Source organism: Tabrizicola soli, assembly GCF_015999335.1.
In the GTDB taxonomy this organism is placed as follows: Bacteria; Pseudomonadota; Alphaproteobacteria; order Rhodobacterales; family Rhodobacteraceae; genus Tabrizicola; species Tabrizicola soli.
This window is the reverse complement of sequence record NZ_JAEACP010000007.1, coordinates 95,700-116,828: the sequence shown is the minus strand read 5'-3', so window position 1 is coordinate 116,828 and position 21,129 is coordinate 95,700. Positions and strand designations below refer to the sequence as shown.

Genomic DNA, 21,129 nt, shown 5'->3' with positions numbered 1-21,129 from the left:
GGCATCCTCACCACAACATCTGGGAAAGTGGCCCGGAGCAAGCGCAGGCTTTTGACAAGGCTTGCCTTTCCCGCTAGTCAATTCGCAAAGCAGATTTACGGCGAGGACCCGACATGCATAAGACCCATCGCGCGGCCACGGAACGGTCGTCCAGGGCCAAGGCACGGGCGCGTCTGCTGGCGACTGCGCTTTTTATCGGCGGGGCAACGGCTTCGCAGCCGTTCCTCAGCCCGGCCTTTGCGCAGGTCTTTTCGTTTTCGAACGTGACCATCGAGGGCAACGAGCGCGTCGATGCCGCCACGATCCTGAACTATGCCGGAATCAGCCGCGGGCAGGAGGTCTCGGCCGCGGCGCTGAACGACGCCTACCAGCGCATCGCCAACTCGGGCCTGTTCGAGAAGGTCGAGCTGGTGCCGCAGGGCTCGACCCTGGTGATCCGGGTCACGGAATACCCGATCGTCAACGTCATCAACTTCGAGGGCAACAAGCGGATCAAGGACGAGCAGCTGGCCGAGCTGGTGCAAAGCCGGTCGCGCCGGGTCTATTCGCCGACCATGGCGGAATCCGACGCCGCCGCCATCGCCGAGGCCTATCGCGTCCAGGGCCGCCTGGCGGCCTCGGTCACGCCGAAGATCATCCGCCGGTCGGAAAACCGGGTGGACCTGGTGTTCGAGATCGCCGAGGGCAAGGTGGTCGAGAACGAGCGGATCTCCTTCGTCGGCAACCGCGCCTTCAGCGACCGCCGCCTGCGCCAGGTGCTCGAGACCAAGCAGGCCGGCTTCCTGCGCAACCTGATCCGCCGCGACACCTTCGTGGCCGAGCGGCTGGAGCTGGACAAGAAGATGCTGACCGACTTCTACCAGTCGCGCGGCTATATCGACGTCCAGGTCACCGATGCCAGCGCCGAGCTGAGCCGCGAGCGGGACGCCACCTTCGTCACCTATACCATCCGCGAGGGCCTGCCCTACAAGATCGGCAAGGTCACCGTCGTCTCGGAGGTCGAGGGGGTGGATGCCGCCGCCTATGAGGAAGCGGCCCGGATCCGCACCGGCCAGACCTATTCGCCGCTTCTGATCGACAACAACATCACCCGGATGGAGACGCTGGCGCTGAAGCAGGGCCTGAACTTCGTCCGGGTCGAGCCGCGCGTCACCCGCGACGACCGCAACCAGGCGGTGGACATCGAGTTCGCCGTGGTCCGCGGCGAGCGCGTCTTCGTCGAGCGCATCGACATCGAGGGCAACGCGACCACCCTGGACCAGGTGATCCGCCGCCAGTTCCGCACCGTCGAGGGCGATCCGCTGAACCCGCGCGAGATCCGCCAGTCGGCGGAACGGATCCGGGCGCTCGGCTTCTTCTCGGACGCCAAGGTCGACGCCCAGCCGGGGTCCTCGCCCGACCAGGTGGTGGTGAACGTCGATGTCGAGGAACAGCCGACCGGCTCTCTCACCTTCGGCCTGAGCTATTCGGTGGCCAGCGGCACCGGGTTCAACATCGGTTTCTCGGAGAAGAACTTCCTGGGCCGGGGGCAGGCGCTGTCGCTGTCGCTGGCCTCGGGGGTCAGCAACCAGAACTCCAGCTTCAGCTTCACCGAGCCGGCGCTGCTGGGCCGCGACCTGAGCTTCTCGGTCGGGGGGTATTACCGGATCAGCGAATACGACAATGCCAAGTATGACACCCGCAACATCGGGCTGACCACCGGCATCGGCTTTCCGGTGGGCGAGCAGTCGAAGCTGGACCTGCGGCTGCGCGTCTCGGAGGACAAGCTGGACAATGTCGACGCCGACAGCTCTCCGATCATCCAGGACGAGGCGATCATCCCGGCGCTGAAGACCTTCTCGCTGGGCTATGCCTATGAATACGACAACCGCATCACCGGGCTGAACCCGAAGGGCGGCGTGCTTCTGCGCTTTGGCCAGGATTTCGCCGGGCTGGGGGGCGATACCGAATATATCGAGACCACGGCGCTGGCCCTGGCCGAGACCAAGATCATGAACGAGGAAGTCACCGTCCGCGCGATCTTCGAGGGCGGGGCGATCCATTCGCTGGGCGACACCACCAGCCGGGTGACCGAACGCTATTTCGGCAACGGCAAGATCCGCGGCTTCGAGCCGAACGGCATCGGCCCGCGCGACCTGAACGCGGTGAACGAGGATGCGCTTGGCGGCAACCTGTTCGCGGTCGCCCGCTTCGAGGCCGACTTCCCGCTGGGCCTGCCCGAGGAATACGGGATCACCGGCGGGGCGTTCCTGGACGTCGGCTCGGTCTGGAGCCTGGACAACACGACCGGGGCGGGCGGCGTCGAGGTGGACGACAGCTTCATCCCGCGCGCCACGGTCGGCCTGTCGATCTTCTGGAGCACGCCGATCGGCCCCCTGCGCTTCAACTTCAGCCATGCGCTGAAGAAGGAAGACTACGACAAGGAACAGAGCTTCGACCTGACCATCTCGACGCGGTTCTGACCATGGCGGCGCTGCGGCCCTTCCGGCGCGCGGCCGCTTGGGCGCTCGTGGCGCTGGCCCTCGGCGCCGCCGCTGTCGCGCAGGATCAGCCGCCCGCGCCGCAGGCGATGCCGGTCCTCACCCTGGACCAGGAGCGGTTCTTCACCGAATCCGCCTTCGGCCGCGCCTCGCTGGAGCGCGAGCGCCAGGCGCTGCGGGCGCTGGACGAGGAGAACAAGCGAATCGAGGCCGAATTGATCGCCGAGGAGCAGGCGCTGACCGAGCTGCGCCGCACCCTGCCGCAGGCCGAGTTCACCGCCCAGGCCGAGGCCTTCGACCGCAAGGTCGAACAGATCCGCGACGCGCAGGACAGCAAGGCCGAAGAGCTGACCAAGGCCCGCGACACCGACCGGCAGGCCTTTCTCAAGGCCGCGATCCCGGTCCTGGGCGAGCTTCTTGGAGAGCGCAAGGCGGTGGCGATCCTGGACAAGACCGGGATCATCCTGTCGCTCTCGATGATCGACGTGACGGACGAGGCGATCGCCAGGGTGGATGCGGTCCTGACCGTCGCGCCGCCGGCGCCATAGCGGCAACTTGTCACCCGTGCCGCGACTTGCTAGCTACGGGCGCAAGGGCCAAGCGAAGGGGTGAGACCATGGATGCCAGCAGTGCCACGACCGCCGATCTGGACCTGATCCAGCGGATCATCCCGCACCGCTATCCGTTCCTCCTGATCGACAAGGTCCGGGACATCGTGGTCAACGAGTCCTGCGTCGGCATCAAGTGCATCACCCTGAACGAACCGCAGTTCCAGGGCCATTTCCCGGGGATGCCGATCTTCCCCGGCGTGATGATCATCGAGGCGATGGCGCAGACGAGCGGCGTGCTGGTCGGGCTGTCGATGGACCTCGTCGACAAGAACGCCAAGGTCTTCTTCATGGGCGTGGACGGGGTGAAGTTCCGCCGCAAGGTCGTTCCCGGCGACGTGCTGGAGCTGCATGTGAAGGCGGTGCGCGGCGGCGGGCGGGTCTGGAAGTTCGAGGGCCGCGCGATGGTCGAGGGCGAGCTGGCCTGCGAGGCCACCTTCATGGCCATGTTCGACGTGGCGAAGGCCTGAGCCGTGGCGGTTCACGGCACCGCCGTCATCCACCCCTCGGCCTTCGTCGAGGATGGCGCGACCGTCGGCGCGGATTGCCACATCGGCCCTTTCGCGGTGATCGGCCCCGAGGTGGTGCTGGGCGACCGGGTGATGGTGAAGTCGCATGCCGTGATCACCGGCTGGACCGAGCTTGGCGACGATTGCACGGTCTGGCCCTTCGCCTGTGTCGGCGAAGTGCCGCAGGACCTGAAGTTCAAGGGCGAGCGCACCCGGCTGGTCGTCGGGGCGCGCACCCGCATCCGCGAGGGCGCGACGCTGAACACCGGGACCGAGGGCGGCGGCGGGGTGACAAGGGTGGGCGATGACTGCCTGATCATGACCGGGGCGCATGTCGGCCATGATGCGCAGATCGGCGACCGGGTGATCCTGGTGAACCATGTCGCCATCGCCGGCCATTGCGTGCTGGGCGATGACGTGATCGTCGGCGGCCTGTCGGGGGTGCACCAATGGGTCCGCATCGGCCAGGGTGCGATCATTGGCGCGCTGACCATGGTGACGAACGACGTGATCCCCTACGGCCTGGTGCAGGCCCCGCGCGGCGAGCTGGACGGGCTGAACCTGGTCGGGCTCAAGCGCCGTGGCGTGGACCGGGCCGAGATCGCCGCGCTGCGCGCCGCCTATCAGACCCTGGCGCAGGACGACGGCAGCTTCCAGGACCGTGCCCGCAAGCTGGCCGAGGAGAGCGACCTGCCCCTGGTGCGCGAGATTGCCGAATTCATCCTGGCGAAATCGGACCGCAGCTTCCTGACCCCGAAAGGCGGCAGATGAGGACCGCGATCATCGCCGGCGAGGGGCGGCTGCCCGCCGCGCTGGCGGCCGGGATGGCCGAGCCGCCGCTGGTGGCGGCGATGGACGGCTCGGCCCCCGAGGGTCTGACCGTGGACCTGCGCTTCCGGGTCGAGCGGCTGGTGCCCTTCCTGCGCGCGCTGGAGCGCGACGGGGTCGGGCAGGTGATCTTTGCCGGCGCGGTGACGCGGCCCCGGCTGGACCCGGCGCTGCTGGACGAGGCGACGGCCTCGCTTCTGCCGCGGCTGATGGCGGCGATGGCGGCGGGCGACGATGCGACGCTGCGGGTGGTGATCGAGCTGTTCGAGGAATCCGGCTTTTCGGTCGTGGGCGTGGAAGCGATCGCGCCCGCGCTCTTGCCGGGGGCAGGGGTGCTGGCGGGATCGGTGAGCCCGCACGACGAGGCCGATGCGGCGCGGGCGGCGGCGATCGTCGCGGCGCTTGGCGCAGTCGATGTGGGGCAGGGCGCGGTCGTGGCGCAGGGCCTCTGCCTGGCGGTGGAGGCGCTGCCGGGGACGGATGCGATGCTGGCCGAGGTGGCGGGGATCGGCGCGCTGCGCCCCGATCCGGCGCGCGGGCGGGGCCTGTTCTACAAGGCCGCGAAGCCGGGGCAGGACCGGCGGATCGACCTGCCGACCATCGGCCCCGAGACCCTGCGCGGGGTCGCGGCGGCGGGCCTGGGCGGCGTGGCCTTCGAGGCGGGGTCGGTGATCTGCCTCGACCTGCCCGAGATGGTGCGGCTGGCGGGCGGACTGGGCCTGTTCCTCTGGGCGCGGGGATGAGCGGGGAACGCTCCTCGCTTGCTTCGCGGCGCTCCTCGCCGGGGGGGCCGTTGCGAAGAGCGGTCGCAGACAAGCGATGAGCGAGGCGGTGAACGGGGCGGTGAAGCTGTTCCTGATCGCGGGCGAGCCTTCGGGCGACCGGCTGGGCGCCGCGCTGATGGCGGGGCTGAGGACGCTGGGGCCGGTGGAGTTCGCGGGCGTGGGCGGGCCCCTGATGCAGGCCGAAGGCATGGCGAGCCTGTTTCCGATGGAAGAGCTTTCGGTGATGGGCATCGCCGAGGTGCTGCCGAAGTATCGCCGGCTGAAGCGCCGGATCCGCGAGGCGGCCGAGGCGGCGCTGGCCTCGGGCGCCGAGGCGCTGGTGACGATCGACAGCCCGGATTTCTGCCTGCGCGTCGCGGCGCTGGTCAAGGCGGCGCGGCCGGGGATGCGGGTGATCCATTACGTCGCGCCCTCGGTCTGGGCCTGGCGGCCGGGGCGGGCCCTGAGGATGGCGCGGGTGGTGGATCATGTGCTGGCGCTCTTGCCGTTCGAGCCGCCCTGGATGACCGCCGCCGGGATGAGCTGCGATTTCGTCGGGCATCCGGTGGTGGCCGAACCCCTGGCCTCGGCGGCGGAGAAGGCGGTCTTTGCGGGCGAGGGGCCGCTGTTGCTGGCGCTGCCGGGGTCGCGTCGGGGCGAGGTCACGCGGCTGGCGCCGATCTTCGGCGAGGTGGTGGCCGGGCTGAAGGCGCGGCACCCGGAGCTGCGGGTGGCGCTGCCGACGGTGCGCGGCGTGGCCGGGCTGGTGCGCGAGCTGACCTCGGGCTGGGCGGTGCGGCCCGAGATCATCGAGGACCCCGCGGCCAAGCGCGGCGCCTTCGCGGCGGCGCATGTGGCGCTGGCGGCCTCCGGCACGGTCTCGCTGGAGCTGGCGGCGAATGGCTGCCCGATGGTCATCGCCTATGACATGCATCCCCTGACCCTGTGGCTGATGCGGCGGGCGGCGCGGATCGATACGGTGACGCTGGTCAACCTGGTCAGCGAGACCCGCACCGTGCCCGAGTTCATCGGCCCCGCGGCCCGGGCGGCGAAGATCGTCCCGGCGCTGGAGGCGCTTCTGGCCGATCCTTCCGCGCAACAGGCGGCGATGGCCCTTACGATGGAGCGGCTGGGCAAGGGCGGCGAGGCCCCCGGCCTCAGGGCTGCGCGGTCGGTGCTGCGGGCGATTCGTCGCCGTTGATGATCGCCAGCACCTGCGGCATCAGCCGTTCCGAGGTGGAGCCGACCAGCTGCATCAGCCCCGGCTGCTGCGCCGCCGTCAGCTGCGGCAGCTTCGCCATCGCCGAGCGCCCCTCGGGCGTGGCGTAGAAGTCGCGCAGCGCGGTGATCTCGGCCAGGGTCATCATGTCGGCCATGAGCCCGGCCTGCTCGCGCATGAGGTCGGTCATCGGCTGGCGGAAGGCGTCGAGGTAGAGCGCGCGGATCGCGGCCACCTGCGCCTCGGTCAGGGTCTGGCCGCCCGCCGCGACCTGTTGCAGGATCGGCTGGTAAAGCGTCTCGATCACCGCAGTCAGGTCGAACTCGGCCAGGGCGAGGTCGACATAGTCCGCCGCCACCGCCACCCGCTCCTCGCGCGTTTCGGCAAGGGCGGAGAGCGGCAGGAGGGCCGCCACAAGGACCAGTGATTTCAAGGATCTAACCTTTCCAGATCCAGCCGCCGCCATGGATGCGGCCGCCTTCGGGGGCGTAGAAGACGCAGGCCTGCCCGGCGCTGACCCCGTCCTCGGGGGCGAGAAGCTCCACCTCGGCGGTGGTCGGGCCGGTCGGGCGCAGGATCGCCTCGCGCGGGGGGCGGGTCGAGCGGACCTTGACCTTGAGGTGCCATTCGGGGCGGCTGTCGAAGGGCGCGTCGCCCAGCCAGTTGATCTCGCGCACCGGGATGATCCGGGTGGAAAGCGCGGCCTTGGGGCCGACGATCACCCGGCGGCTTTCCGGGTCGAGCCGCACGACGTAAAGCGGATCGCCGAGGCCCCCGATCCCGAGGCCCTTGCGCTGGCCGATGGTGTAGTGGATCACGCCGCGATGTTCGCCCAGCACGTTGCCGTCGAGGTCGACGATCTCGCCGGGGTCGGCGGCGCCGGGGCGCAGCTTCTCGATCACCGCGGCGTAATTGCCGTTCGGGACGAAGCAGATGTCCTGGCTGTCGGGCTTGTCCGCGACCGGCAGGCCATATTTCGCCGCCAATGCGCGGGTTTCCGCCTTGGAGGCGAGATGGCCGAGCGGGAATCGCAGGTAATCCAGCTGCTCGGGCGTGGTCGAGAACAGGAAATAGCTCTGGTCGCGGGCGGGATCGGCGGCCTGGTGCAGCTCCGGCCCCTGCGCGCCGACTTTCCGCTGGATGTAGTGGCCGGTCGCCATGCAATCGGCGTCGAGGTCCCTGGCGGTGGCCAGCAGGTCCTTGAACTTCACCCGCTCGTTGCAGCGGATGCAGGGAACGGGTGTGGCACCGGCGAGATAGGCGTCGGCGAATTCCTCGATCACGGCCTCGCGGAAAGTGTTTTCGTAATCAAGGACATAATGCGGGAAGCCCATGGTCTCGGCCACCCGGCGCGCGTCATGGATGTCGCGGCCCGCGCAGCAGGCGCCCTTCTTGGCAAGGGCCGCGCCATGGTCGTAAAGCTGCAGCGTGACGCCGACGACATCGTAGCCTTCCTCGGCCAGAACCGCCGCCACGACGCTGGAATCGACGCCGCCGGACATGGCGACGACGACCCGCGTCTCGGAAGGGGGCTTGGCAAAACCAAGGGAGTTCAGGGCCAGGTCGCGCGGCATGGGTCAGGATCCGGGAATGGGGGTTGTCTGGCAATATATGAAAATGCTCTGCACTCTCAATCCCCCGTTTCAGGAATGATTAAGGCTGATCCGGCAGTCTTGTGCGGCACGAACGAGGGATTGGCCATGTTTCTGAAACGCGTCGACGGGCCCCGGCAGGTCACCCTGCCGGATGGCAGCATTCTCACCCGCGCCGACCTGCCGCCGGCGGACACCCGGCGCTGGGTCGCCAGCCGCAAGGCGGTGGTGGTCAAGGCGGTGGTCTACGGGCTGATTCCCCAGTCCGAGGCGCTGGAACGCTATGCGCTGTCCGAGGAGGAGTTCACGCTCTGGCGCACGGCGGCGGAAAAGCATGGCGACCAGGGGCTGAAGGTCACCGCGATCCAGAAATGCAGACAACTTTAGATTGTTTACGGCTCGCGCTCTGGCAAAGTAACCGCGTGTTAACCATTGACGCCCAATGTCGTTAACGATGTGACGGAGCGGAGTAAAAGGTAAATGCGCATCCTGCTTGTGGAAGACGACCCGACCACCTCGCGCAGCATCGAACTGATGCTGACCCATGCCAACCTGAACGTCTATTGCACCGACATGGGCGAGGATGGCGTGGATCTCGCGAAGCTTTACGATTACGACCTGATCCTTCTCGACCTGAACCTGCCGGACATGAGCGGGCATGACGTCCTGCGCCAGATCCGCCAGGCCAGGGTCGAGACGCCGATCCTGATCCTGTCGGGCTCGGACGATACCGAGAACAAGCTGAAGGGCTTCGGTTTCGGCGCGGACGACTACCTGACCAAGCCCTTCCACCGCGAGGAGCTGGTCGCCCGCATCCATGCGATCATCCGCCGGTCGAAAGGGCACAGCCAGTCGGTGATCAAGACCGGCAGCGTTTCGGTCAATCTGGACGCCAAGACGGTGGATGTGGCGGGCAAGACGGTGCATCTGACCGGCAAGGAATACCAGATGCTCGAGCTTCTGAGCCTGCGCAAGGGCACGACGCTGACCAAGGAGATGTTCCTCAACCATCTTTACGGCGGCATGGACGAACCCGAGTTGAAGATCATCGACGTCTTCATCTGCAAGCTGCGCAAGAAGCTGGCCGAGGCGACGGGGGGCGACAATTATATCGAGACGGTCTGGGGCCGCGGCTATGTGCTGCGCGACCCGGCCGCCGCCGCGGCGCCCCGGCTTGCCGCCAGCGCCTGACTTTACCTCGCCCGCCGGCTTGCCTAACTTGGGCGCCGGAAGTCTGGGGGCGGGAATGGGCGAGAGGCCGGTCGAGGCACTGACAGAGGCCGAGGCGCGCGGGGAACTCGCGCGTCTGGCCGGGGCGATCGCGGCGGCGAACCGCGCCTATCACACGCTGGACGCGCCCGAGATCTCGGATGCGGAATATGACGCGCTGAAGCTGCGCAATGCGGCGATCGAGGCGCGCTTTCCCGGCCTGAAGCGGGCTGATTCGCCCAGCGAGCAGGTGGGCGCGGCGGTGGCCGAGGGCTTCGGCAAGGTGACGCACCGGCTGCGGATGCTGTCGCTGGAAAACGCCTTCGCATCCGAGGAGGTGACCGAGTTCGACGACCGGGTGAAGAAGTTCCTCGGCCTGACGCAGCCGGTGGCCTATACCGCCGAGCCGAAGATCGACGGGCTGTCGCTCTCCCTGCGCTATGAGGGCGGGGTGCTGGTCCAGGCCGCGACGCGCGGCGACGGCGAGGTGGGCGAGAACGTCACCGAGAATGCGCGCACCATCGCCGACATTCCCCGGCGCCTGACGGAAGCGCCGCAGGTGCTGGAGGTGCGGGGCGAGGTCTACATGTCCCATGCCGATTTCGCCCGCCTGAACGAACGGCAGGCGGCGGCGGGCGACAGGACCTTCGCCAATCCGCGCAACGCGGCGGCCGGATCGCTGCGCCAGCTGGACGCCCGCATCACCGCCGCCCGGCCGCTGCGCTTTTTCGCCTATTCCTGGGGCGAGGTCTCGCAGCCGCTGGCCGCAACGCAAATCGCGGCAATTTCGCGCCTCAAGGCATTGGGTTTCCAGACAAATCCCCTGACCACGCTCTGCGATGGACCGCAGGAGATGCTGGCGCAATACCGCCTGATCGAGGCGCAGCGCGCAACGCTCGGCTATGACATCGACGGCGTGGTCTACAAAGTGAACGACCTTTCCTTGCAGGCGCGGCTCGGCTTCCGCTCCTCGACCCCCCGCTGGGCGCTGGCGCACAAGTTCCCGGCCGAGCTGGCCTGGACCGAGCTTCTGGGCATCGACATCCAGGTCGGCCGCACCGGCGCGCTCTCGCCGGTCGCGCGGCTGAAGCCGGTGACGGTCGGCGGCGTGGTGGTGCAGAACGCGACGCTGCACAACGAGGATTACATCGCCGGGCGCGACCGAAGCGGACAGGAGATCCGGGGCGGCAAGGACATCCGGATCGGCGACTGGGTGCAGGTCTATCGCGCCGGGGACGTGATTCCCAAGGTGGCCGACGTGGACCTGTCCCGCCGCAAGGACGGTGCGCAACCATATGTCTTTCCAACGGAATGCCCGGAATGCCACAGCCCCGCCCATCGCGAGGAAGGCGATTCCGTCCGCCGCTGCACCGGGGGGCTGATCTGCCCGGCGCAGGCGGTGGAGCGGCTGAAGCATTTCGTCAGCCGCGGGGCCTTCGACATCGAGGGGCTGGGAGCGAAGCAGGTCGAGATGTTCTTCCGCGACCCGATCCTGCCGGTGAAGACCCCGGCCGAGATCTTCACCCTTGCCGCAAGGGACGCCGCCAACCCATTGCAGAAGCTGCGAAATCGCGAAGGCTTCGGCGAGGTTTCCGCCACCAAGCTTTTCGCCGCGATCGAGGCGCGGCGGAGCATCCCCTTGGACCGGCTGATCTTCTCGCTGGGGATCCGCCACGTCGGAGAGGTCGCGGCGGGCCTTCTTGCGCGGCACTATTCCAACTGGGAAGCGTTCGAGGCCGCGGTCACGAATGCTACCCCCGGCACCCCGGAATGGGCGGAACTGACCGCGATCAACGGTGTCGGTGAGGTTATGGCGCAAAGCCTGGTGGATGCCTTCCAGAACCCCGCCGAGCGCGCCGCCATCGACGCGCTGGCCGCGCAACTGGCGATCCAGCCGGTCCAGGCGCGCGGGGCAGTGGACAGTCCGGTCGCGGGCAAGATCGTGGTCTTCACCGGCACGCTGGAGAAGATGACCCGCGCCGAGGCCAAGGCGAGGGCCGAGGCGCTGGGGGCCAAGGTCTCGGGCAGCGTCAGCGCCAGGACCGACCTGGTGGTTGCCGGCCCCGGCGCGGGGTCCAAGGCGAAGGAGGCCGAGCGGCTGGGGGTCCAGGTCATCGACGAGGACGCCTGGCTGCGGCTGATCGGATGACCCGGCCCGAGGCGCTTTTCCCGCTCTTCGCCGGGCTGGAGACGCTGCCGGGCGTCGGCCCCAAGGCGGCGCAGGCCTTCAGGGCGCTGGGGGTGGAGCGGCCGAAGGACCTTCTCTACCTCCTGCCGCATTCCGGGGTGGACCGGGCGCGGCGCGACTCGGTCCGCGACATCACGCCCCCCGCCACCCTGACGGTCGAGGTCGAGGTCGGGAGCCACGTGCCCCCGCGCCAGAAGGGCCGGCCCTACCGGGTGCATGTCCGCGACCGCAAGCTGGAGTTCCAGCTGGTCTTCTTCCACGCCCGCGCCGATTACCTGCAGAAGCTTCTGCCTACCGGCCAGCGCCGCCTGGTCTCGGGCAAGGTCGAGTTCTTCGACGGCATGGCGCAGATCGTCCATCCCGACCATGTGCTGCGGGTCGAGGAGGCGGAGGAGATCCCGGCCTACGAGCCGGTCTATCCGCTGTCCGCCGGCCTGACGCAGAAGCTGGTGTCGAAGGCGGTGGTGGCGGCGCTGACCCGGCTGCCGGCGGCCGGGGAATGGATCGACCCCGGCCTCAAGGCGCGCGAGGGCTGGCCGGACTGGCCGGCGGCGCTGGCGGCGGCCCATGCGCCCGATGGCGCGGCGGCCTTGGCCCCCACCCATCCCGCGCGCCAGCGCCTGGCCTATGACGAGCTTTTCGCGCATCAGCTGATGCTGTCGATCGCCCGCGCCTCGATCCGCCGCGGCAAGGGGATCGCAACCGAAGGCACCGGGGCCCTGTGCGCCAGGGTATTGGCAAGCCTGCCTTATGCGCCCACCGGGGCGCAGATGCGGGCGGTGGCCGAGATCGCGGCCGACATGGCCTCGGTCCGGCGGATGAACCGGCTGTTGCAGGGCGACGTGGGCGCGGGCAAGACGCTGGTGGCCTTCCAGGCGCTCCTGATCGCGGTCGAGGCCGGGGGGCAGGGCGTGATGATGGCCCCGACCGAGATCCTCGCCCGCCAGCATTTCGAGGGGCTGGCGCCGCTGGCCCGGGCGGCGGGGGTGCGGCTGGAACTGCTCACCGGGCGCGACCGGGGGGCGGAGCGGGCGATGAAGCTGGAGGATCTGGCCATGGGGCGGATCCCGATCCTGGTCGGCACCCATGCGGTCTTCCAGAAGGACGTGGAATTCAGGGACCTGCGTCTTGCGGTGGTGGACGAGCAGCACCGTTTCGGCGTGGCGCAGCGGATGGAGCTGGGCGCCAAGGGCGAGGCGGTGGACGTGCTGGTGATGACCGCGACGCCGATTCCGCGCAGCCTGGCGCTGGCGACCCATGGCGACATGGATGTCTCGGTGCTGGACGAGAAACCGGCGGGCCGGAAGCCGATCCGCACCGCGATGGTCTCGTCGGACCGGCTGGACGAGGTGGTGGAGCATCTGCGCAAGGCGGTGGCCGAGGGGCGGCAGGCCTATTGGGTCTGCCCGCTGGTCGAGGAATCCGAACTCGTGGACTATGCCAGCGCCGAGGAGCGGTTCCGCTCCCTGCGCGCCGCCCTGGGCGAGAGGGTGGGGCTGGTGCATGGCCAGATGCCGCCGGCCGAGAAGGACGCGGCGATGGCGCGCTTCGTGGCCGGCGAGAGCCTGGTCCTGGTGGCGACCACGGTGATCGAGGTCGGGGTCAACGTGCCCAACGCGACGATCATGGTGATCGAACAGGCCGAGACCTTCGGGCTGGCGCAGCTTCACCAGCTGCGGGGCCGGGTCGGGCGGGGCGAGGCGGCCTCGACCTGTCTTCTCCTGTATCAGCCGCCCCTGAACGAGACCGGGCGGCGGCGGCTGACCACGATCCGCGACACCGAGGACGGCTTCCGCATCGCCGAGGAGGATCTGGCGATGCGCGGCGCGGGCGACCTGATCGGCACCGCGCAGTCGGGCCTGCCGCGTTTCCGGGTGGCGGACCTGGAGCGGCAGGCGAGCCTGATGGCGCTGGCGCAGTCGGATGCGCGCAAGCTCCTGCACGACGATCCGGGGCTGAGCGGGCCGAGGGGCGCGGCGGCGCGGCTGCTCTTGTGGCTGATGGACCAGGATCGCGCGTTGCGGATGATCTCGGTCGGCTGAACCGGGCGCCGGAAATCGGACGATTTCCGGGACGATTTCCGTTCGGAAATCGACGTTCCGCATGGGTTCGCGTTTGTTCTTAAAAAGTTCTTTACAGGGTCGGGTTCTTGTGAGAACAATTCGGCAACAAGCATGGAGGATGCGATGAAAGACGCCATGAAGACCCTGCTGACCCACAGCCCGCGCGGCGCGGCCGAGGATCTGGTCGGGCTGACCGCTCTTGTCGTGCTTGTGTTCGCCGTGCTGTCGCTGCCCGGCCTGGCCTGAGGTTTCTGCCCCGCGCTCTGTCCCCCCGGTGACGGCCTTTGCCCGCCGTCCGATCCAGAGGCGCTCCTGCCGCCGCCATCCCTCCGGATGCGCGGCGGTTTTTTCATGCGGCGGCGGCCTCCATCGCCTCGCAGGCGGCTTCCAGCGCGAGCAGGATCGAGGCGTGGCGGTTCTTGTAGTCGCGAGCGGGCAGGAGGACCTCGTAGCCGTCGAAAGGGGCTGCGGGGACCGGGCCGCCGTCCTTGAGCATGGCGCGCAGCGCGTCGCGGGCGGCTTGCAGCTCGGGCAGGCTGCGGCCGAGGACCGCCCCGCCCAGCACCGCCGCCGAGGCCTGGCCGAGAGCGCAGGCCTTGACGTCCTGGGCGAATTCGGCGACGCGGCCGTCCTGCAGCACCACATCCGCCGTCACGGTCGAGCCGCAGAGCGGCGAGCGGCGGCGGGCGCTGCCCTGCGGGGCCTTCAGCCGGCCGAGATGCGGGATATCGGCGGCGAGGCCCAGGATACGGGTGGAGTAGAGCTTGATGAGGTCGCTGTCGCTCATGGCATTCCCTTGGCTGACCCCGTATGTAGACCCGGCGCGTCCGGCTGCCAAGGAGAGTGCCATGCCTTTCGATCCCGGTTCACTGAAGTATGACGCCGCCGGGCTGATCCCCTGCGTGGCGCAGGATGCGGTCTCGGGCGAGGTGCTGATGCTGGCCTGGATGAACGAAGGCGCGGTCCGGCGGACGCTGGAGACCGGGAAGGTCACCTATTGGTCGCGCTCGCGCGGGGCGTTCTGGGTGAAGGGGGAGAGTTCGGGGCACCACCAGCGGCTGGTCGAACTGCGGCTGGACTGCGACCGGGACTGCCTGCTGGCCCTGGTCCGCCAGGAGGGGCCGGCCTGTCATACCAACCGGAGGTCCTGCTTCTATACGGCGGTCCGGGAGGGCGAGGAGGTCGAGATCATGGCGCCTGTCCACGCCTGAACGGCGAGGCCGCTTTTTAATTCAATGGCTTGGCTGGGGCGTCATGGGGCTGGCAGCCCGACCATCCGGCGGATGTCGGCGGGGGTCGCGCCCTCGGCGCGGTATTTCGCGATGGCGCGGGCGTCGTCGCGTTTGGCCAGCCGCTTGCCCCGATCGTCGCGGATCAGGCGGTGGTGGTGGTAGAGGGGCGTCGGCAGCCCGAAGAGGTGCTGGAGGATCACCTGGACCGGGGTGAAGTCGAAGAGGTCCTCGCCCCGGACCACATGGGTGATTCCCTGGTCGGCATCGTCGAAGGCGGAGGCCAGGAAATAGGCGACGATATCCTCGCCCTTGCGGGAAAGGACCACGTCGCCGATCTGCCGCAGCGCGCGCGCGGAATCCACGATGTGGCGGCCGGCATGGGCCGGGCCGGTTTCGACGAAGGCGAGGCGCGGGATGTCCGGCGGCGGCCCCCCCTCCCCAGCCCTCCGCCACGCGGGGGGAGGGAGGCGCCCGGCTGGGGGAGGTTCCGCCGCAAGGAACGCGAGGGCGGCGGCGAGGTTCAGGCGGAGCGCGTCGCCGGGCAGGCGGCTGGCCATGCCGCGCCCGCGGCAGGTGCCGGGGTAGACGGCGAAGGCGACGCCCTCCTGCGGGGCGGAGAGGGCCGCGCGGATGTCGGCGCGGGTGCAGGAGCAGGGATAGAGAAGCCCTTTTTCTTCAAGGGTTTCGAGGCGGATATTATACTGCGGGATATGTTCGGATTGGCGATGGATCGCGCCGTCCCAGGTCAGGCCGAGCCAGGCCAGGTCCTCCTGGATCAGCGCGTCGTATTCCGCGCGGCAGCGGTCGAGGTCGGTATCCTCCATCCGCAGCAGGAACCGGCCGCCGGCGGCGCGGGCCATGTCGTGGGCGAGGATCGCGGAATAGGCGTGGCCGAGGTGCAGCGGGCCGGTCGGGCTGGGCGCGAAGCGGGTTACGAAAGCCATTCGGTGAAGGCTTCCTTCGCCCGGTCGGTATAGGCCTTGTAGCGGTCCTTGCGGCCCTTTCGCCCGCCCTTGGCGTCGATCGGGGGGAAGAGGCCGAAGTTGACGTTCATCGGCTGGAAGCTCTTTGCCTCGGCCCCGCCGGTGATGTGGGTCACCAGCGCGCCCATCGCGGTTTGCGGGGGCGGCGGGGGCAGGTCGCGGCCGAGAAGCTGGTGCGCGGCCATGCGCCCGGCGAGGAGGCCCATGGCGGCGGATTCGACATAGCCCTCGACCCCGGTGATCTGGCCGGCGAAGCGGAGATGCGGGCGGGATTTCAGCCGCATCCGGTCGTCCAGAAGCGTGGGCGAGTTGATGAAGGTGTTGCGGTGGATGCCGCCGAGGCGGGCGAAGCTCGCGTTCTCCAGCCCTGGAATCAGCTTGAAAACAGAGGTTTGCGCGCCGTATTTCATCTTGGTCTGGAAGCCGACGATGTTGTGCAGCGTGCCGAGCTTGTTGTCGCGGCGCAGCTGGACCACGGCATAGGACTTGCGGTCGGGCTGGTGGGCGTTGGTGAGGCCCACGGGCTTCATCGGGCCGTGGCGCAGCGTCTCGCGGCCGCGCTCGGCCATGACCTCGATGGGGAGGCAGCCGTCGAAATAGGCGGCGGTTTCGCCCTCGTGGAACTCGGTCTTCTCGGCCGCGAGAAGGGCGTCGATGAAGGCCTCGTACTGCTCGCGGGTCATCGGGCAGTTGATATAGGCTTTCTGCTCGTCCTCGGTCTCGCCCTTGTCGTAGCGGCTTTGCAGCCAGGCGACCGACATGTCGATGCTCTCGGTATAGACGATGGGGGCGATGGCGTCGAAGAAGGCGAGCGCCTCGGCCCCGGTGGCGGCGCGGATCGCTTCCGCCAGCGCCGGGCTGGTCAGCGGGCCGGTGGCGATGATCCAGTGACCGGATGAGGGAAGGTCGGTAATCTCTTCATAGGACGTGGAAATCAGCGGATGCGACTTCAGGCGTTCGGTGACGGAGCGGGCAAAGGGGTCGCGGTCGACGGCAAGGGCGCCTCCGGCCGGGAGGCGGTGCCTTTGGGCCATTTCCATGACCAGGCTGCCCGCCTGCCGCATCTCCCAATGGATCAGGCCCACGGCGTTGCGCTCGTGGTCGTCGGAGCGGAAGGAGTTGGAGCAGACCATCTCGGCGAAGTCGCCGGTGCGGTGCGCGAAGGTGGCGACCTGCGGCCGCATCTCGTGCAGGACGACGGGGACGCCCAGGTTCGCGGCGGCCCAGGCGGCCTCGGAGCCAGCCATGCCGCCGCCGATGATGTGAAGGGGTTCGCTCATGGCCCGGATTTAGGCCGGATCGGCGGAAAAGGAAAGCCGGGGGCTGCGGGCGCCCCCGGCGGCAGGATCAGGCCTTGTCGATGGCCAGCCTGCCCGCGCCATGGGCGAAGATCATCAGGAAGGCCGCGGCGACGCCGAGGTTCTTGTAGAACATGACCATCTGCATCTGGTCGGCCGGGACGAAGTGATAGAGGAGCGCGGCCAGAACGCAGAAGCCGGCGCCGAGAAGGCCCATGATCCGGGCCTGGAAGCCGAGCAGCATCGAGAGGCCGAGCAGGATCTCGAACAGGATCGCGGGCCAGGCGAGGAAGGCGGGCAGGCCGCCCGAGGCCAGGTAGCCGGCGAACCCGGCCACGTCGCCCGTCTTGGCGAAGCCGGCGGGGATGAACATGATGGCGAGGAAGAGGCGCGCGAGAAGCGGCGCGTAGGTCTTGAACTGTTCCATGAGGATCCCTTGAACGCGTTGGGCCGGTCTTGTGCCGGATGCGGGCTTGTCGCATGGGGGCCGATTTGCGCAAATTCCGTGCCGGGGCAGGGCCGATCTGCGCTGCTGCACAGGTCAGCCGAAGAGGCGGCGGCGCTGGTCGCGGGTGAAGGCGGCGGGATCGTCGGCCGGATGGCCGAGCGCGGCGGCCTTGAGGAAGAAGCCGGGGGCGGGGAGGCCTTCGGGCGAGAGGCGCTGGCGGAGGAGCGCGGCGCGGAAGGGTCTGCCCCCGGCGGCGTCCTCCTCCATCAGGGTTTCGAGTTGGGCGGTGAGTTCGGCCATCCTGAGGCCGAGCTCGCGCGCGAGGGCGCCGTAGGGGATGGTCTCGCCCGCGGCCGCGAGGGCCGCGAGACGGGTTTCAAGCGCGGTCACTCGGCGTCCGGGGCCTGGTCGGCGACGCGGGCGACGGAGACGACCTCCTCATCGGCGGCGACGGCGAAGACCTTGACCCCGCCGGCCGAGCGCGAGCGGAAGCTGACCTGGTCGACCGGGGTGCGGATCGACTGGCCGGTGGAGGTGGCGAGCATGATCTGGTCGGCGAGGTCGACCGGGAAGGAGGCGATGATCCGGCCGCCGCGTGGTCCGGGGGAGATCGCCTTGACGCCCATGCCGCCACGGCCCCGGACCGGATAGTCGTGGCTGGAGGAGAGCTTGCCCGAGCCGCCCTTGGTGACGGTGAGGATCAGGTCCTCGGCCGCCGACATCTCGGCGTAGCGGTCGGGGGAAAGCTGGCCTGCCGGGGGGGCGGCTTCCTCCTCGTCGTCGGCCTCGTCCTCGGTGATCCCGGCCATCAGGCGGCGCTGTTTCAGGTAGGCCTCGCGTTCCTCGGGTGTGGCCTCGAAATGGCGGATGATCGACATGGAGACGACATGGTCGCCCTCGGCCAGGCGGATGCCGCGCACGCCGGTGGAGCCGCGCGACTTGAAGACGCGGATCTCGGTGGTGGAGAAGCGGATGGCGCGGCCGGCCTCGGTGACGAGCATGATGTCGTCCTGGTCGTCGGCGATGGCGGCGTTCACGAGCGTGATGCCCTCGGGCAGGTTCATCGCGATCTTGCCGTTGCGCTTGACGTTGGTGAAGTCGGAGAGGTCGTTCTGCCGGACGTCGCCGTCGGAGGTCGCGAAGACGATCTGGAGGCTGCCCCAGTCTTCCTCGGGCACGTCGACGGGCATCAGGGCGGCGATGGAGATGCCACTTTGAATGGGCAGGATGTTGACCAGCGCCTTGCCCTTGGCGGTGCGGCCCGCGAGGGGGAGGCGCCAGGTCTTGAGCTTGTAGACCATGCCGTCGGTTGTGAAGAACAACAGCCAAGTATGCGTATTCGCGACGAAAAGCGTGGTGACCACGTCGTCGTCCTTGGTCTGCATCGAGGCCAGCCCCTTGCCGCCCCGGTTCTGGCTGCGGAATTCGGCCAGCGGGGTGCGCTTGATGTAGCCGCCCGAGGTGATGGTCACGACCATGTCCTCGCGCTCGATCAGATCCTCGTCCTCCATGTCGCCGGACCAGTCGGCGATCTCGGTGCGGCGGGGGACGGCGAAGAGGGCCTTCACCTCGCGGAGTTCGTCGGAGATGATCGCCATGATCCGGTCGCGCGAGGAAAGAATGTCGAGGAAGTCCTTGATCTTCCGCGCCAATTCCTCCAGCTCGTCGGTGACCTCCTTGACCCCCATCGCGGTCAGACGCTGCAGGCGCAGGTCGAGGATCGCACGAGCCTGGGCCTCGGAGAGGTTGTAGGTGCCGTCCTCGTTGATCTTGTGCGAGGGGTCGTCGATCAGCCGGATATAGGCGGCGATGTCATGGGCGGGCCAGCGCCGGGTCATCAGCTTGTCGCGCGCCTCGGCCGGGTCGGCGGAGGCGCGGATGGTGGCGACGACCTCGTCGACATTCGAGACCGCTACGGCGAGGCCGCAGAGGATATGGCTGCGCTCGCGTGCCTTGCGGAGTTCATAGGCGGTGCGGCGGGCGACGACTTCCTCGCGGAAGGTGATGAAATAGCTGAGGAAATCGCGGAGCGTGAGCTGTTCGGGACGGCCGCCGTTCAGGGCCAGCATGTTGCAGCCGAAGCTGACCTGCATGGTCGAGAAGCGGAAGAGCTGGTTCAGCACCACGTCGGGCGTGGCGTCGCGCTTGAGTTCGATCACCACCCGGACGCCGATCCGGTCGGACTCATCGGCGATCCCGGCGATGCCTTCGATGCGCTTGTCGCGGACCAGTTCGGCGATCTTCTCGATCATCGTGGCCTTGTTGACCTGATAGGGCACCTCGTCGATGACGATCCCCCAGCGGTCCTTGCGCAGTTCCTCGATATGGGTCTTCGAGCGGATGATGACGGAACCCCGGCCCTCCAGATAGGCCTTGCGCGCGCCGGAGCGGCCGAGGATCACGCCGCCGGTCGGGAAGTCGGGGGCGGGGATGATCTCCATCAGCTGTTCCATGGAGATGTCGGGGTTCTCGATCAGCGCGAGGGTGCCGTCGATCACCTCGCCCAGGTTGTGCGGCGGGATGTTGGTGGCCATGCCGACCGCGATGCCGCCGGCGCCGTTGACCAGCATGTTGGGAAAGCGGGCGGGCAGGACGGTCGGCTCCTGGTCCTTGCCGTCGTAGTTGTCCTGGAAGTCCACCGTCTCCTTGTCGATGTCCGACAAAAGGAAGGCGGCGGGCTTGTCCATCCGCACCTCGGTGTAGCGCATGGCGGCCGCGCTGTCGCCATCCATGCTGCCGAAGTTGCCCTGGCCGTCGAGGAGCGGCAGCGACATGGAGAAGGGCTGCGCCATGCGGACCAGCGCGTCGTAGATCGCCGAGTCGCCGTGCGGGTGGTATTTCCCCATCGTGTCGCCGACGGGCCGCGCCGATTTGCGGTAGGGCTTGTCATGCGTGTTGCCGGATTCGTGCATCGCGAAAAGGATGCGGCGGTGGACGGGTTTCAGCCCGTCGCGCAGGTCGGGAATGGCGCGGGAGACGATCACGCTCATCGCGTAGTCGAGATAGGCGGTCCTCATCTCGGCCGCGATGTCGACCTGGGGGCCGTGGTGGACGGGGCGCTCCGGGTTTTCTTCTTTTTTGTCAGTATCTTCCGGGATATCGGCCATGAGGGCGCGCGCCTTCCGTGCAGGAACAAGATGTAGCAGGCGGGAAGATACACCATCCAAGCTGTTGGGTGCAATGGCGGGGGCACCCTGGGTCGGCAGCCATGAGGGCAGAGTGTCAAATATCGGTTTTCATTGATTTTTAAGCCATAGCTGGCATGATTCCCCCATGCGCAACCAGAAAGGGGGCAGGCATGGCGGGGCGCGAGACGGAGCTGATGCTGAAGGGATACGGGCTGACCACGGCCGAGCTTTACTATCGGATGCCGGATTATCGCAATGTTCTCAACAGCTTCATCTGGCAGGAGTATGATCTGGCGCCGGACTACCCGGAGCTTTTCCGCTTCATCGAGTTCTGGCAGGAAAGGATCGAGGGGCCGCTGCATTCGGTGCGCTTCACCCATCGCAAGCTGATCGCTCCGGGCGAGTGGCGGAACGTGGTGGGCGAGTTCCGGATTCACTGACCGGGTGGTGGTGGGGTGGAACCCCACCCTACGCGTCCTCGGTGGGTCGGTTGTGCGTCTGGCGTCGCGGTAAGGTGGGCAATATTGCCCACCCTACGCCTGCGCCTGTGCCTTGCGCGGGGCGGCGGCTTTGGGTAGGG

At 68.4% G+C, this 21,129-nt stretch carries 21 protein-coding genes; 13 read left to right on the top strand and 8 right to left on the bottom strand.

Features of this window, described 5'->3' with window-relative positions; genetic code table 11:
• Nucleotides 1–113: 113 nt before the first annotated feature.
• The 6 genes from bamA to lpxB all read left to right on the top strand — a co-directional run bounded on the left by bamA (nt 114) and on the right by lpxB (nt 6,390).
• Entirely contained in the window at nt 114–2,462 is a 2,349-nt protein-coding gene (bamA, locus tag I7S92_RS07980; protein ID WP_197642965.1) for an outer membrane protein assembly factor BamA, read from the top strand.
• A 2-nt stretch (nt 2,463–2,464) separates the two neighbouring features.
• Nucleotides 2,465–3,028, top strand: a complete 564-nt coding sequence (locus I7S92_RS07975) for an OmpH/Skp family outer membrane protein (protein WP_197642964.1) — start codon at nt 2,465–2,467, stop codon at nt 3,026–3,028.
• Between the two features lie 68 nt (nt 3,029–3,096).
• Nucleotides 3,097–3,558 carry a 3-hydroxyacyl-ACP dehydratase FabZ gene (fabZ, locus tag I7S92_RS07970; RefSeq protein ID WP_197642963.1) on the top strand — a complete coding sequence of 154 codons (462 nt, stop codon included), beginning with the start codon at nt 3,097–3,099 and terminating at the stop codon, nt 3,556–3,558.
• Nucleotides 3,559–3,561: 3 nt separating this feature from the next.
• Nucleotides 3,562–4,368 carry an acyl-ACP--UDP-N-acetylglucosamine O-acyltransferase gene (gene lpxA, locus I7S92_RS07965; protein ID WP_197642962.1) on the top strand — a complete coding sequence of 269 codons (807 nt, stop codon included), beginning with the start codon at nt 3,562–3,564 and terminating at the stop codon, nt 4,366–4,368.
• A complete protein-coding gene (locus tag I7S92_RS07960) occupies nt 4,365–5,168 on the top strand; it encodes an LpxI family protein (protein ID WP_197642961.1) in 804 nt (267 codons plus the stop codon). Before lpxA ends, I7S92_RS07960 begins: the two co-directional genes overlap by 4 nt.
• 100 nt (nt 5,169–5,268) lie before the next feature.
• Complete coding sequence (gene lpxB, locus I7S92_RS07955; protein ID WP_197643050.1) at nt 5,269–6,390, top strand: lipid-A-disaccharide synthase; 1,122 nt, start codon at nt 5,269–5,271, stop codon at nt 6,388–6,390.
• On the opposite strand, the gene I7S92_RS07950 is transcribed toward lpxB, so the two are convergent.
• Both I7S92_RS07950 and mnmA read right to left on the bottom strand, forming a co-directional pair.
• Entirely contained in the window at nt 6,347–6,841 is a 495-nt protein-coding gene (locus I7S92_RS07950; protein ID WP_197642960.1) for a DUF2059 domain-containing protein, read from the bottom strand. The two genes, lpxB and I7S92_RS07950, sit on opposite strands and share 44 nt — an antisense overlap.
• A gap of 4 nt (nt 6,842–6,845) precedes the next feature.
• On the bottom strand, nt 6,846–7,982 hold the full coding sequence (gene mnmA / locus I7S92_RS07945) for a tRNA 2-thiouridine(34) synthase MnmA (protein ID WP_197642959.1): 1,137 nt from the start codon (nt 7,980–7,982) through the stop codon (nt 6,846–6,848).
• A 126-nt stretch (nt 7,983–8,108) separates the two neighbouring features.
• Here mnmA and sciP point away from each other — a divergent pair, with 126 nt between their 5' ends.
• From sciP to I7S92_RS23340, 5 genes are all read left to right on the top strand, one after another.
• The gene (gene sciP, locus I7S92_RS07940) at nt 8,109–8,387 is read left to right on the top strand and encodes a CtrA inhibitor SciP (protein ID WP_197642958.1); all 279 of its coding nucleotides are present in this window, start codon (nt 8,109–8,111) and stop codon (nt 8,385–8,387) included.
• A 93-nt stretch (nt 8,388–8,480) separates the two neighbouring features.
• Complete coding sequence (ctrA, locus tag I7S92_RS07935) at nt 8,481–9,191, top strand: response regulator transcription factor CtrA (RefSeq protein WP_197642957.1); 711 nt, start codon at nt 8,481–8,483, stop codon at nt 9,189–9,191.
• Nucleotides 9,192–9,246: 55 nt separating this feature from the next.
• A complete protein-coding gene (gene ligA, locus I7S92_RS07930; RefSeq protein ID WP_197642956.1) occupies nt 9,247–11,358 on the top strand; it encodes an NAD-dependent DNA ligase LigA in 2,112 nt (703 codons plus the stop codon).
• The gene (gene recG / locus I7S92_RS07925; RefSeq protein ID WP_197642955.1) at nt 11,355–13,439 is read left to right on the top strand and encodes an ATP-dependent DNA helicase RecG; all 2,085 of its coding nucleotides are present in this window, start codon (nt 11,355–11,357) and stop codon (nt 13,437–13,439) included. The genes ligA and recG overlap by 4 nt, the downstream gene beginning before the upstream one ends.
• Before the next feature lie 144 nt (nt 13,440–13,583).
• Nucleotides 13,584–13,706: a hypothetical protein gene (locus tag I7S92_RS23340; RefSeq protein WP_277922956.1), complete on the top strand. Its 123-nt coding sequence runs from the start codon at nt 13,584–13,586 to the stop codon at nt 13,704–13,706.
• A 103-nt stretch (nt 13,707–13,809) separates the two neighbouring features.
• On the opposite strand, the gene I7S92_RS07920 is transcribed toward I7S92_RS23340, so the two are convergent.
• Nucleotides 13,810–14,247 carry an iron-sulfur cluster assembly scaffold protein gene (locus I7S92_RS07920; RefSeq protein ID WP_197642954.1) on the bottom strand — a complete coding sequence of 146 codons (438 nt, stop codon included), beginning with the start codon at nt 14,245–14,247 and terminating at the stop codon, nt 13,810–13,812.
• Between the two features lie 61 nt (nt 14,248–14,308).
• On the opposite strand from I7S92_RS07920, the gene hisI reads away from it, so the two are divergent.
• Nucleotides 14,309–14,671: a phosphoribosyl-AMP cyclohydrolase gene (gene hisI, locus I7S92_RS07915; protein ID WP_197642953.1), complete on the top strand. Its 363-nt coding sequence runs from the start codon at nt 14,309–14,311 to the stop codon at nt 14,669–14,671.
• Between the two features lie 41 nt (nt 14,672–14,712).
• On the opposite strand, the gene gluQRS is transcribed toward hisI, so the two are convergent.
• The 5 genes from gluQRS to gyrA all read right to left on the bottom strand — a co-directional run bounded on the left by gluQRS (nt 14,713) and on the right by gyrA (nt 20,528).
• Complete coding sequence (gene gluQRS, locus I7S92_RS07910; protein ID WP_197642952.1) at nt 14,713–15,636, bottom strand: tRNA glutamyl-Q(34) synthetase GluQRS; 924 nt, start codon at nt 15,634–15,636, stop codon at nt 14,713–14,715.
• Entirely contained in the window at nt 15,624–16,955 is a 1,332-nt protein-coding gene (gene trmFO, locus I7S92_RS07905) for a methylenetetrahydrofolate--tRNA-(uracil(54)-C(5))-methyltransferase (FADH(2)-oxidizing) TrmFO (RefSeq protein WP_197642951.1), read from the bottom strand. Before trmFO ends, gluQRS begins: the two co-directional genes overlap by 13 nt.
• A 67-nt stretch (nt 16,956–17,022) precedes the next feature.
• Nucleotides 17,023–17,400 (bottom strand): DoxX family protein, encoded by a 378-nt coding sequence (locus I7S92_RS07900; protein WP_197642950.1) that lies wholly within the window; start codon nt 17,398–17,400, stop codon nt 17,023–17,025.
• A 114-nt stretch (nt 17,401–17,514) separates the two neighbouring features.
• Entirely contained in the window at nt 17,515–17,811 is a 297-nt protein-coding gene (locus tag I7S92_RS07895) for a hypothetical protein (RefSeq protein WP_197642949.1), read from the bottom strand.
• The gene (gene gyrA / locus I7S92_RS07890; protein WP_197642948.1) at nt 17,808–20,528 is read right to left on the bottom strand and encodes a DNA gyrase subunit A; all 2,721 of its coding nucleotides are present in this window, start codon (nt 20,526–20,528) and stop codon (nt 17,808–17,810) included. The genes I7S92_RS07895 and gyrA overlap by 4 nt, the downstream gene beginning before the upstream one ends.
• Nucleotides 20,529–20,719: 191 nt before the next feature.
• Between gyrA and I7S92_RS07885 the strand changes: the two genes are divergently transcribed.
• Nucleotides 20,720–20,989 (top strand): usg protein, encoded by a 270-nt coding sequence (locus I7S92_RS07885; RefSeq protein ID WP_197642947.1) that lies wholly within the window; start codon nt 20,720–20,722, stop codon nt 20,987–20,989.
• The last annotated feature ends 140 nt before the right edge of the window (nt 20,990–21,129 follow it).